Below are 12,965 nucleotides of genomic sequence, written 5' to 3' on the forward strand. Positions count from 1 at the left end.
CTAATTGTTCGCGTACACAAAATCAAGACCAGACTCTGGATCAGCATATGGGGCTTTTTCAGCATACTCTGTTGCCTCATTTACTAACTGGTCTAACTCTGTATGAATGTCCTGTAAGCTTTGATCATTTAATACATCTACACTTTTTAAATACGTGGCAAAAGTGATTAAAGAATCTTTTTCTTTTGCTCCTTGAACTTCATCGGCTGAACGATACGTACGATCATCATCATCACTGGAGTGTGGCATCAAACGATAACAAATGGCCTCTATTAACGTAGGACCTTCTCCGTTCAACGCACGTTCTCTCGCTTCTTTCACAGCTTCATAAATAGCCAAAGGATCATTTCCATCCACTGTTACTCCAGGCATGCCATATCCTTGGGCCCGGTCAGCCACATTTTCACAAGCTAGCTGTTTTTCAATTGGAACAGAAATCGCATACTTGTTATTTTCACACATAAAAATAACCGGCAATTTATGTACCCCTGCAAAATTTAAACCTTCATGAAAATCACCTTGGTTTGATGAGCCTTCCCCAAAAGTTGTAAACGAAACAAATTCTTCTTTTCTAAGTCGACCTGCTAAAGCAATTCCGACAGCATGAGGAACTTGAGTCGTTACAGGTGAAGAGCCTGTAACAATTCGTCTTGCCTTTGATCCGAAATGTCCTGGCATTTGTCTCCCTCCAGAACTTGGATCTTCCGATTTGGCAAAAGCCGATAAAAGCAAGTCCTGTGTCGTCATCCCAAAAGCTAAAACCATGCCGACATCACGATAATACGGAAGAAGATAATCTTTTGTATTATCTAAAGCAAATGCAGCTCCAACTTGGGCTCCTTCTTGTCCTTGACACGAGACGACAAATGGAATTTTTCCGGCTCGATTTAAAAGCCACATCCGTTCATCTATTTTTCTTGCTAAGAGCATTGTTTTATACATATCTATCACATTTTGGTCCGTTAACCCCAATGCTTGGTGACGATTAACAGTCATAAAAAACCCTCCGTTTATTTTTACTTTTCTTTACATATGAATCGCTCGTCCGTCCACTGCTAAGGCAGCTTCACCAATGATTTCTGACAAGGTCGGATGTGGGTGAATCATTTCAGCGATTTCAAAATCAGCAGCATCTAACACTTTTGCTAAGGCGGCTTCTGAAATTAAATCGGTAACATGTGGCCCAATCATATGAACTCCTAATAAATCATGATTGTCCGCATTCGCAATGACTTTGACAAAACCTTCAGCCTCTCCATAAACAAGGGCTTTTCCATTTGCTTTAAATGGAAACTTTCCTATTTTGACACGAAAGCCTAATTCTCTAGCCTTTTGCTCGGTTAACCCGACACTAGCCATTTCTGGACGACTATACACACATGTAGCAATTGTTTGCTCATCTAATCTTTGTGGATGATTTTGTGAAAGATGTTCTACTGCAATCAACCCCTCATGTGAAGCAACATGAGCAAGTTGTAATCCACCAATGACATCACCAATCGCGTAAATATGCGATTCTTTCGTTTGATAAAACTCATTTACTTTTATGTAGCCTTTTTCAATTTCTATCTCAGTATTCACTAGTCCAATATCGTCTACATTAGCCGCTCTCCCAACCGAAATAAGCATTTTTTCGGCTGTAAAATCGATCTTTTCACCTAAAACATCAACTGACACGGTGACATCTTCGCCCTTTTTCAATGAGTCTGCATCAATCTTTGCATTCGTGACAATTTGAATCCCTCTTTGCTTTAGAAGCTTAGTTGCTTCCTTCGCAATATCTTTATCCGCCTGTGGTAAGATCGTATTTCCATACTCTAAAACAGTTACATCTACTCCAAAATCAGCTAACATTGAGGCCCACTCAATGCCAATTACACCACCACCAACAATTAAAATCGATGACGGCAATTGTTCCAATTCTAATGCACCGTCTGAATCTAAGATTAAATGGCCATCCACATCTAAGCCAGGTAAAGACTTTGGTGAGGAGCCCGTGGCGATAATAATATTTTCTGGGACAAGCATCATATTTTCAGTTCCATCATTCATCTCAACTGAAATCGTACCTGGACGTGGCGAAAAGATCGATGGACCAAGTATTCGTCCTTTTCCTTCATATACGTCGATTTTCCCTTTTTTCATCAACGCTTGGACCCCTTGATGTAGTTGATTTACAATCGTCTCTTTTCTGCTTTGGACAGCTTGGAAATCTAATTTGAGGTCTTGAATTAACACCCCATATTTATTAGCATCTTTAGCTGTTGCAAAAACCTCAGCACTACGTAACAAGGCCTTGCTTGGGATACAACCTTTATGTAAACATGTACCTCCAAGCTTTCCTTTTTCAACGATTGCTACTTTACGACCATTTTGTGCAGCTCGTACCGCTGCTACATAACCACCAGTTCCACCACCAAGAATCACTAGATCATATTCTTCAGCCATATAGACGTCTCCTTCCTCTTGTCACAATTAGTGTCTTCTTGACAAAATATGATGTCCATCTTGTAAGAATTGACTGCGTGACTGTTTCATTCTTGCAATTCGTTCTTCTGCCATTCGATTTGCTGCTTTAAACGTAGGAATTTTTTCACGAGCTGAAATCTCAAAAACCGTTTCTAGGTTTTGATAAATCGTTTCTACCTTCTTTAAGGCTCGGTCACGATTATAGCCATTTAACTCATCCGCCACATTAATGACACCACCTGCATTGATCACATAATCTGGTGCGTAATAAATGCCTAAATCATGAAGAGTATGACCATGGGATTCATCTTTTAATTGATTATTAGCAGCACCGGCAATGACCTTTGCTTTTAATACCGGGATTGTCACATCATTAATAATTGCCCCTAAGGCACATGGAGCAAAAATATCACAATCTACACTGTAAATATCATTGACCTCAACTGCTTTAGCCCCAAAATCATCTTGTGCTCTTTTGACAGACTCTTTATTGATATCTGTCACAATTAATTCAACCCCTTCTTCGTGAAGGTATTTGCATAAATGATAAGAGACATTTCCAACCCCTTGCACAGCTACTTTTTTTCCGGATAAATCGTCCGAACCAAAAGCAGCTTTTGCCGTTGCTTTCATTCCAACATACACGCCATATGCCGTAACTGGGGATGGATTCCCTGAAGAACCGTAAGCTTGTGAAATACCTGTTACATAATTTGTTTCTTGATAAATCGTATCCATATCTTCAACTGTTGTACCGACATCCTCTGCCGTTATATATCTACCGTTAAGCCCTTGAATGTAACGGCCAAATGCTCGAAACATTTCTTCATTTTTATCTTTTCGTGGATCGCCAATAATCACGGTTTTTCCTCCACCAAGATTAAGTCCTGCCGCTGCATTTTTATAAGTCATCCCTCTTGCTAATCGTAAGGCATCATTAAAGGCAGCTTCTTCGTTCTCGTACATCCACATTCGTGTACCACCTAAGGCAGGTCCTAAAGTTGTGTCATGAATCGCAATAATGGCTTTTAAACCTGAACTTTTATCCTGGCATACAACCACTTGTTCATAATCGTAATATTCCATTTCCGAAAATAATTGCATGATGAACCTCCTTGAGCTTAAGAGCTGTTATGAATTTTTAAAAAGCAAGCTGTTAAATTAAAGACTATGTAATACAAATGCTTTATTACTATCATAATTGATCCGAAAGAAGGAAGCACGTCTATCCTGTAACAGGGTAAATAGGCAAAGATAAGTAAAAGTTATCACGTCAAACGGTTGCAGATTTGACTATATTTCAATACTATTTTATGCTTTTACGGAAAAATTAAGACTAAGTCCTAATTGCAGCTCTCATTTCCCTCCTTTTACTATTACTCAAATAAAACAATCTTGCAACCTTTATAGTGTTAAAAACGATTATTTTTTGTTAGAATTAAAAGGAATGAATGAAAAAAGAATGAAAGAGGCACATACAATGGGACGTTTTATCGCTTTAACTATTATGCTTATTCCCGTTTTTATCGCAGGATATGGAATTAAGTTAATGAGAGATACTTTTTTTCAAATTAGTAATATTTCGTTTTTACCATTGTCGTTAGAATTTGTCCTCGGTCTAATTTTATTTTTAGCCGGATTAAGTTTTATCGCAGGTTTTATTTTTTATAGAGATAAGAAAAATGGAAAGATCTCACCAAAATTCAAAAAAAACTCGTCACTCGACGAGCCAAAGGCAGAGAAATAGAGCTCCTTTGGTGAGCTGCTCCTCGTTCATCTGCTTATAAACAGATGAACGAGTTTAAAACGACAAGTACTGTCTTTTCTTCAGCTTAAGTTTTTTTCATCGAGACACCAAGTCTGTCAAACCATTGTAATAATGGTTTTTTTTCGATCACAGCAGATATCGAAATACGTTCAATTATCCCACTAACTATTATTAAAACCGTCAATATACACCATTGAACGATTGGAGAAGCAACTGTAATCGTCCAAAGAGCTAAAATACTGCCAATAACCGTCGCCCCATTATCCCCTAGCATCGCAATACGGTGTCCTTCTAGAACTAAAAGCAGATAAAAGACCGTTACGATGTAAATCACAATGAGAAAGGAGGGAATAAAACCAGCCAGAAGCAAAACAAACCAAAAGAAAAGACTTACCTTCCACACTCGTAAAGGTCGTGTATCTAAAGCATTCATGACATGTGGAAAAAGAAGGAGAAGTAAAAAATAACGAATCATAATAAAGGTCGTTTCCGGTTCAAAAAAAATAGTCATATAAAGGGAGGCTGCTATCGTTCCTACTATTTTTAAAATCCCTGTTGTTGGCTTTTTATGTTTAATCAAATAATTTATGTGACCTTTAATTCCTTTTGGTGAATTTTGTCCGTATAAATCATCAATAAAACCTATGCCCCAAATAATCAAAACATATATTAATGCCCAAGTGCTAAGGGCCATTAAGTCAAGATTGAAATAATCAATCACAAGAGCATAGGCAAAGACCACAAGAACACCTAAGCTATAAGGGACTTGTTTCCCTTCATAATTTCGGACCGTCCAACCAGCTGACAAAAACGCATACATACTTAAAAGAGCGATGATAGGCAAAATAAAAATATAGAGATACATCTCAAACCTCTTTTCGATAACGTTCAATATCTAATAATTGTTTGCACCTATGCCATAAACCTTTTATGCTCTTCCCCATTTCACGATGCTGCATTTTTGTTTCGATTTCTAAAATTTTCGCCCCTGCCTCTAAAAAACGAATCGACATTTCCGTCTCTACGCCAAACCTGGCCGAATGGATGGATTGAATACACGGGAGCCATTGGCGATGAAAAATACGCTGGCCTGATAAGGGTGCCTCTAATTTAACACCTGTTTTCTCAAAAATTAAAGCTTGAGCACGCTTTTTGACCAATCCAAAGCCGGCCTTTTTTCCTGGAGCGACTTTTGAAACAATGACATCAGCCTCAGCTAACAGAGCTGGTTGGATGAGGGCTTCGGCTTCTTTAGCTGTTGAGCCTAAATCGGCATCAAGACAAAGAATATACTCCCCCTTCCCCTTGTGAAAGCCTGCTTCTAATGCTCTTCCTTTTCCTTGGTTTTCTTTCAATTGAATCACTTCATCCGCATAACGATTAGCAATAGAAAAAGTATTATCATCACTACCATCATCTACAACAATTAACTCAAGCGAAAAAGGAAGAGAACGAATCGCTTTTAATGTATGGGCTATTCTTTCTTCTTCATTAAACGCAGGCACGATCACACTAATTTGCACCACTTATAAGCTCTCCTTTTTCCGTCTCAATTGAAACCAGCCTTGTGCTAACTTTGTCCGAACATTGTATTTAGCCCACCACTTCAAAACCATATTTGACAGTTGAGTAAACCAATCAAGCGAAAAGATAGGCGCTTGATCAATGCCTCCACCAAGTATGTGAATTCCTTTTAAGTCTGTAATCATTTCACCAGCCTGAATCCGGCTTAAAATGCTTGAACCCATACCTGGCCTACCTTTTTCTAAAAACTCCTTCATCCCACTTCGACATCCAATCAAAAATAAATGAGCTGCTTTCGACCAATATGCACCGTAAATCGCTAAATCTTCACTTGTACCGACAAATTGCAGTTCCTCCCAGTTCATTATGTTTAAGGATTGAACTCTTTCCGCTCCAGGGGACTGTCCTGACATATAACGGTGACAAATGAGATTCGCCCCACATAATAAAGCTTTTTCAGATACAGAATCCATGTCCCCAATAATAAAATCTGGCTTCACACCAATCTTTAACAATCCATCCGCTGCACCATCGACTGCCATGACGATGATTTTTTCCTTTTTTATTTTTCGTTTGATTGCAAACAAATCTTTTTCATACGAACAATTTCTAGCGACGATTAGCACTTGTTTTCCTTCTAGCATTTGAAAACAAGTCGGAAGCTCATATTGAGCCAAAAATAAAGGCACTTCCTTTTTGGCGTATGCAAGAGAATTACTCATAAAGTCTAAAAATAACTGCTGGTAATTTTCTTTCGCAGTTTGTAAACGTTCGGTTATTTTCTCTTCTGTATAGGGAATTAAACGACAAAGGTGATGAGATTGTTTGCCTCTTTTCTCATATAAGTCATCTCCTTTAATAAAATGAACATTTCCTGTAAAAGAATGACTGTGGAATGGCTTGTCTATTTCTTCAAGATCATAGACAGGAATCCCTTCGGACAGTAGCCTTTGCACTTGTTTATGTTCATATTTCCCACTCATTGATGTTTTAAAATTAATGATCGCTTTGACTTTTTTTTCAATTAATCCATCCACAGCTACTCCATCTAAATCTTCATGCGATAATACCGCGATCATTGACTCCCCATTTGGTATCATTTCAATTAATTTTTTTGTTGTTTTATGGGCAATAATTTTACCCTCTAATAGATTGGACATACTAAAACACTCCTAACAATATTGGTTTTAGTATGAGCCATTCTTCTCATTCATAGTCTTAAAAAATGATTCTTTCCTTTAATTTATTACTCAACTTTCGCATCGAGAAAATCCGTTCAACTAGTTGGCAGAGCGAATAGAAGCTCTTAAACAAATGCCCTTGACACGTTTGAAAAGCGAGAACGTACTACAAAACGGATAAACTGTGCAGTAAGAAAAAAATAATATATGCCCTCCGGCGGTCGCTCCCAAACAGACACTCCGCGTCCTGCAGGAACCTCATGAGCCTCCTCAGCGTTTCACGCTTGCGGGGTCTCATTGGACGGTTTATTCCTGCGGGAGTCTCCGTGTCTGTTTGTCCGCTAGATACTGGAATCGAATCTAGGTTTGGTTTTCTCATTGAATAAAAAAACAGTCATGACTTCAACGTACATGAGCTTGAGAATGATTTTTCTCTTTCAATGACTAATTCCGTTACAGTTGTAAATCAATCCGTGTTGATGCTCTGTACGTTAGTTAGATGATCGAGCTTGTTTCGATTTGAATCATGTCTTTTCATTACTGTAGACTTCGAAAAAAAATAGGGGGCAACTCCCTATTTAGTTCCATAACCAACAAAGTGAAGAAGAAGGTCCTTCTGCGTTAGAAATAGCTGATTTGAAAAAAGCCATATCATCAAGCCTCTCCACGACACTTAGCGGACAAAACCATACGGAGACTCCCGCGGGAATAAACCGAGGCTGCTGAAAAAGTTCAACTTTTTAAAAATAAAAAATTTCGAGAAAAAAACGAGGCATCAGATTGGCTTCTAAGCGACGTTCGGGTGGTAGGGAGACATTTTTGACCCCCAAAAAAACATCAATTTTCAAAAACAACCAGTTTTTCAGCAGCCTCGAATAAACCGTGGAGCGAGACCCCGCAAGGCTTGCCGAGGAGGCTCGCAAGGTTCCCGCAGGACGCGGAGTATGGTTTTGGGAGCGACAGCCGAAGCGCTTCATTTTAGTGAACAGATTCCTTCAACAGCCTACGAAGAGATGTGTTCAGACTGTTAACGATTGAACCGTTCATGTAAAGTCAATTTGAGTGTTGTATCGCCCTAAAGTCAATCTCTATCAACGGTTAAGGGTTAATTATACGCTGCGAAAGTTGAGTTTATTACTTGTACAAATATCACGCTCAGCCAAAGCCGATTTCTACTTCTTTTTTCCACAACAAAAAACACCAAAAACAGCTTTAGCCTAAAGCGTGTTTTGGTGTTCATTTCCACTCTTTTGTATTTATAATAATTTATTAGCTTACTTTATGTTCAATTCTCAGCTTATCGGCAACCATCGCAATGAATTCCGAATTGGTCGGTTTTGCTTTTGTATGGCTAACAGTATAACCAAAAAGATTGGAAATCGAATCAATATTCCCTCGACTCCATGCGACTTCAATCGCATGACGTATCGCTCTTTCCACACGACTAGCTGTCGTATTAAATTTCTTAGCAATGTCTGGATATAATACTTTCGTTATCGAACCTAAAAGCTCAATATCATTATAAACCATTGTAATCGCTTCTCGTAAGTACATATAACCTTTGATATGAGCCGGAACTCCAATTTCATGAATAATGCTAGTAATACTTGCATCCAAATTGAAGCCTTGTTTTTCTTTTCGAGAAGATGAAGAAGAATTTGCATTTAAAATAGATGTCGCAGAACCACTTGATTTCTGGATAAAGCTTTTTTTGCCTCCTCCAATTTCTCGAATATTTGTCACTAATACTTCGATGTCAAATGGTTTAAGAACATAATAAGACGCACCTAAATCAACTGCTTTTTTTGTGACATCTTCCTGACCAAAAGCGGTTAACATAATGATGTTTGGTTTTTGGGGAATATTCATTTGCGAAAGACGCTCTAGGACAGCCAACCCATCTAAGTGAGGCATAATTATATCTAAAATCAGAACGTCTGGTTGTTTGTTCTCGATCATATTCAAACAATCCTGACCATTATAAGCAACCCCTATCACTTCCATATCATCCTGCGCTGAAATGTATTCGTTTAGCAAATGTACTAACTCTCGATTGTCATCTGAAATACCAACTTTAATCTTCTCCACGGAATGTCCTCCTCATAAACAGGTTAATTTTGTCTTTAACGATTTCGACAAGCAATCATTAAATCCTTTATATTATTTAAAAATTCTCATTTTTATTGGAAATTCTTCTATTTCCTCACTATCCCTTTCATTTTCGAGCCTTTTCGCTAATATTCATTCCATACATACACCATATGTCGAATGTTCTTTATCTATCCTTACTTTAACATAAAATAGGAGAAGTGATGAGTTTATTTCAAAAGTAAATTATAGGTAAAGTGAAAATCTGTCTATTGATTCCTGAAATCACGAAAAAAGCCAAACGAGTTAACTCGCTTTGGCTCCTGATAACTGTGCTAGAACTCCCGCTTCTTCTAGCATCCAACTTATATGACAACCATAACCACTTTTCGGGTCATTCACAAAAACGTGCGTGACGGCACCGACTAATTTCCCATTTTGAATAATAGGACTACCGCTCATTCCTTGGACAATTCCACCTGTTGCTTCTAACAACTTTGGATCGGTCACTCGAATGACCATCCCTTTCGTTGCCGCTTGCTTTTGTGGAATTGAACTCACAATTTCAATGTCAAACTCTTCAATTTCTTCCCCATTAACCACCGTTAAAATTTTTGCAGGTCCTTCTTTAACTTCATGAGCCATCGTTATCGGCATTTTTTGATCATAATGATTATTTTTTATATCATCCTTTTTTAAGGTCCCAAATATTCCATAAGGGCTATTCTTTTCGATTGTCCCAAGAACATCTCGAGCATTTTTAAAACTCGCTAATTTTTCCCCTGGGTCACCGTTGCTTCCTTTTTCAATTGAATTGACCGAAGAGCGAATAATTTGACCATCATGTACTACAATTGGTTTTTGAGTATCCACATCTGAGATTACATGACCTAATGCACCGTATTTTTTTGATTCTGGGTCAAAAAAAGTTAAGGTCCCTACCCCAGCTGCTGAATCTCTAATATACAAACCTAATCGATATGAATGTTCATTTTTAGCTTTTATCGGTGTTAATTCTTTGTTAAATAATTGGTTATTTCTTTTAATTTCAATACTTAAAGGTTGATTACCTTCTCCTGCTTTTTGGACGATATTCGCCACTTCGGTAATATGCTGAATCGGTTCGTCGTTAATTTTGACGATCATATCTCCTACTTCAATCCCTGCTTCTTCCCCTGGTGACTCATCACCAATTGAAGTGGGAATTAAATGATGCCCGACTACGAGGACGCCTTCTGTGTTTAACTTTACTCCGATTGACTGTCCACCAGGAATAACTTCGATTTTTGGTAGAACATTAACATTAACTTGCTTGACAGGAAAACCGCCTACTTCAAATGTCATTTCCTGTTCACCTACTTCATGTCCGGTAATATGTGAACGATTTATATCTCCTTCACTTGTACTTGAGTAGGATATCGTATTATTTTCTTGATTAATAAAACTTGTAATATCAGGACTCGAGGTCTCAACAAGCTCTGTCTCAACCCCTTCGAATACCGTTATTTCTTGCGGAATGGCCAACCAATCCGAAACGATATTTGAAGTTCCTAGGCTAAGAAGGCCGAGCATTAGGACCACTCCTACCAACTTTCTTATATGTTCGCCTCTCACTCACTTCACTCTCCTAGCTCCTAGCCCACACCTCCATGATGGCTGTATTACTAATGTTGCCTTTGAAGCGAACATTTATAACCTGATCCAACAGAAAAAAGCTAACCTATTTTGGTTAGCTTTTCATATTAGCTATTTTGTGCTTTCGTGCAAGTTCCAATAATTCCTCTGCATGTTTTTTCGTTAAATCAGTTACTTCCACTCCTGAAATCATCCGAGCGATTTCATTTGTCTTTTCATTTGCTGAAAGACTCTCGACTTTTGTATGGACCCGATTTTTGGCTTCATGTTTGGAAATATACAAATGAGTATCCGCCATTGCTGCTACTTGAGGCAAATGCGTAATACACAACACTTGAGAACCAACCGAAATCCCGTAAATTTTTTCGGCAATAGCTTGAGCAACCCTGCCACTGACTCCTGTGTCGACTTCATCAAAAATAACGGATGTTAACCCTTGATGGGAAGAAAAGATCGTTTTAATTGCCAACATAATTCGCGAAATCTCTCCACCAGATGCTACTTTCGCTAATGGTTTCATTGGTTCGCCCTGGTTAGTCGAAATAAAAAACTCGACTTGATCCATTCCATCTTTTTGAAATTTTTGAGAGAAATTCTGACTCTGCCTTTCTTCAATGCGAACTTCAAATTGCGTTTTTTGCATATAAAGCTCTTGTAATTGCTCGTGAATAGCCTTTACTAAGTCCTTGGAAGCCTGTTTTCTAACTTCGGATATCGCCTCGGCCTCTACTTTAACATCCAACCAGAGCGTATCTAATTTAAGTTTGATCTCATCGATTTGATCATCTTTATGTAAAATCGAGTCAAGCTCTTCTTCAATCCGAGCCGAATATTCTAAAATTTCCTCAACCGTTTGCCCATACTTCCTTTTTAATTGCTGAATTTCATTTAGCCTTGTCTCAATAAAGGTGAGTCGTTCTGGATCAAAATCAACCCCTTCAACGTGGTCACGTAAACTAAAAGTCGCTTCTTCGATAAGATAAAAGCTATTTGAGATTTGTTCAAATAAGGATTGTAGATCTTTATCGATCGTAGCAGCTATCTCTAAATTAGACAAAGTATTCGAAACAAAATCTAACCCTTTTCCTTCTCCGTATAAGCTTTGATAGCTGTCCTGCAAGAGGCTAAACAATTTTTCACTATTGGCTAATTTATGACGCTCGGCAAATAGTTGGTTGTCTTCATCAGGCATTAGTTTCGCACTTTCAATTTCCTTTAATTGATATTGATACAAATCAATTTTTTGGGCGATTTCCTGTTCATTATAAGTAAATTCATTAAGCTTTTTTTGTAAAGTCATTGCTTCTCGATATAAACTCTGATATTCTGCTGTATCTGTTTTGGCAAAATAATCAACCATAGAAAGATGATGTTCCCCTTGCATTAACGCTTGATGCTCATGTTGACCATGAATATCAACAAGTGTTTGACCAATTTCCCGTAATATTCCTAAAGTCACAAGCTTTCCATTGATTCGACAAATACTTTTGCCATGAGCGGTTAAATCCCGCCTTAAAATGAACATTTGCTCTTCAACTTCAATCCCGAGTTCATTTGCTTTTTTAATCACTGGATGTTTTTTCTCAACAATAAACAATCCTTCGATTTCCGCTCTTTTTTCACCGTATCGAACAAATTCAACAGAACCTCTTCCACCTAATAATAATCCGATTGCATCAATAATAATTGATTTTCCAGCTCCGGTTTCACCAGTTAACACCGTTAAGCCTTTTTCAAACGGAATCGTTATCTCATCAATTATCGCAAAGTTTTTAATCGTTAATTCTTCAAGCATCACATTCCCCACCTTAAAGCATATCTAAAAATTTCTCCATAATATGTGGTCCATCGTCTTTATTTTTACAAATAATTAAGATCGTATCATCGCCACAAATCGTCCCCATCACTTCCGACCAGTCTAAATTATCAATTAAGATGGCAATTGAATTTGCATTACCAGGTAATGTCTTCATCACAATTAAATTTTCTGTACGATCAATATTAACAAAGCTGTCCATTAAAGCACGCTTAAGCTTTTGTAAAGGGTTAAAGCGCTGATCCGCTGGTAAACTATATTTGTAACGACCATCGATCATCGGCACTTTGACAAGATGTAATTCTTTAATGTCTCTTGAAACAGTCGCTTGTGTGACATTATACCCTTCTGACTTTAACCTTTCGACTAATTCATCCTGTGTTTCAATCTCATTATTTGTAATTAAATCCCTAATTTTGATATGGCGTTGTCCTTTATTCAAACCTAAATCACCTATTTCTCAGATATAGTTTCTGCTTTCATT

At 37.9% G+C, this 12,965-nt stretch carries 11 protein-coding genes; 1 reads left to right on the plus strand and 10 read right to left on the minus strand.

The features are described from left to right. Genes BALCAV_RS07080 through BALCAV_RS07090 form a run of 3 tightly spaced genes read right to left on the minus strand, consistent with a single transcriptional unit; the run spans nt 1 to nt 3,573 of the window. Complete coding sequence (locus BALCAV_RS07080) at nt 1-996, minus strand: thiamine pyrophosphate-dependent dehydrogenase E1 component subunit alpha (RefSeq protein ID WP_003323228.1); 996 nt, start codon at nt 994-996, stop codon at nt 1-3. A 30-nt stretch (nt 997-1,026) separates the two neighbouring features. Continuing rightward, the gene (lpdA, locus tag BALCAV_RS07085; RefSeq protein WP_003323226.1) at nt 1,027-2,448 is read right to left on the minus strand and encodes a dihydrolipoyl dehydrogenase; all 1,422 of its coding nucleotides are present in this window, start codon (nt 2,446-2,448) and stop codon (nt 1,027-1,029) included. Nucleotides 2,449-2,475: 27 nt separating this feature from the next. Then, a complete protein-coding gene (locus BALCAV_RS07090) occupies nt 2,476-3,573 on the minus strand; it encodes a Leu/Phe/Val dehydrogenase (protein WP_003323225.1) in 1,098 nt (365 codons plus the stop codon). A gap of 325 nt (nt 3,574-3,898) precedes the next feature. Between BALCAV_RS07090 and BALCAV_RS07095 the strand changes: the two genes are divergently transcribed. Then, complete coding sequence (locus tag BALCAV_RS07095; RefSeq protein WP_326938295.1) at nt 3,899-4,216, plus strand: DUF2627 domain-containing protein; 318 nt, start codon at nt 3,899-3,901, stop codon at nt 4,214-4,216. A gap of 85 nt (nt 4,217-4,301) precedes the next feature. Here BALCAV_RS07095 and BALCAV_RS07100 read toward each other — a convergent pair whose 3' ends face one another. The 7 genes from BALCAV_RS07100 to ahrC form a co-directional block, all read right to left on the minus strand. Continuing rightward, on the minus strand, nt 4,302-5,102 hold the full coding sequence (locus tag BALCAV_RS07100) for a hypothetical protein (protein WP_003323223.1): 801 nt from the start codon (nt 5,100-5,102) through the stop codon (nt 4,302-4,304). Nucleotide 5,103: 1 nt separating this feature from the next. Next, complete coding sequence (locus BALCAV_RS07105; RefSeq protein ID WP_003323222.1) at nt 5,104-5,763, minus strand: glycosyltransferase family 2 protein; 660 nt, start codon at nt 5,761-5,763, stop codon at nt 5,104-5,106. Beyond that, nucleotides 5,764-6,921: a putative cytokinetic ring protein SteA gene (gene steA / locus BALCAV_RS07110; RefSeq protein WP_003323221.1), complete on the minus strand. Its 1,158-nt coding sequence runs from the start codon at nt 6,919-6,921 to the stop codon at nt 5,764-5,766. 1,290 nt (nt 6,922-8,211) lie between these two features. After that, nucleotides 8,212-9,030 (minus strand): sporulation transcription factor Spo0A, encoded by an 819-nt coding sequence (spo0A, locus tag BALCAV_RS07115; RefSeq protein ID WP_003322390.1) that lies wholly within the window; start codon nt 9,028-9,030, stop codon nt 8,212-8,214. Nucleotides 9,031-9,336: 306 nt separating this feature from the next. After that, a complete protein-coding gene (spoIVB, locus tag BALCAV_RS07120; RefSeq protein WP_040323761.1) occupies nt 9,337-10,644 on the minus strand; it encodes a SpoIVB peptidase in 1,308 nt (435 codons plus the stop codon). Between the two features lie 115 nt (nt 10,645-10,759). Then, complete coding sequence (recN, locus tag BALCAV_RS07125) at nt 10,760-12,460, minus strand: DNA repair protein RecN (protein WP_003322392.1); 1,701 nt, start codon at nt 12,458-12,460, stop codon at nt 10,760-10,762. A 13-nt stretch (nt 12,461-12,473) separates the two neighbouring features. Further along, on the minus strand, nt 12,474-12,923 hold the full coding sequence (ahrC, locus tag BALCAV_RS07130) for a transcriptional regulator AhrC/ArgR (protein ID WP_003322393.1): 450 nt from the start codon (nt 12,921-12,923) through the stop codon (nt 12,474-12,476). Between the last annotated feature and the right edge of the window lie 42 nt (nt 12,924-12,965).

Source organism: Alkalihalobacillus alcalophilus ATCC 27647 = CGMCC 1.3604 (assembly GCF_000292245.2).
Lineage (GTDB): Bacteria > Bacillota > Bacilli > Bacillales > Bacillaceae_D > Alkalihalobacillus > Alkalihalobacillus alcalophilus.

Coding starts and splice junctions, on each gene's coding strand:
- BALCAV_RS07080 (WP_003323228.1), bottom strand. CDS start 996: ATGACTGTTAATCGTCACCAAGCATTGGGGTTAACGGACCAAAATGTG.
- lpdA (WP_003323226.1), bottom strand. CDS start 2,448: ATGGCTGAAGAATATGATCTAGTGATTCTTGGTGGTGGAACTGGTGGT.
- BALCAV_RS07090 (WP_003323225.1), bottom strand. CDS start 3,573: ATGCAATTATTTTCGGAAATGGAATATTACGATTATGAACAAGTGGTT.
- BALCAV_RS07100 (WP_003323223.1), bottom strand. CDS start 5,102: ATGTATCTCTATATTTTTATTTTGCCTATCATCGCTCTTTTAAGTATG.
- steA (WP_003323221.1), bottom strand. CDS start 6,921: ATGTCCAATCTATTAGAGGGTAAAATTATTGCCCATAAAACAACAAAA.
- recN (WP_003322392.1), bottom strand. CDS start 12,460: ATGCTTGAAGAATTAACGATTAAAAACTTTGCGATAATTGATGAGATA.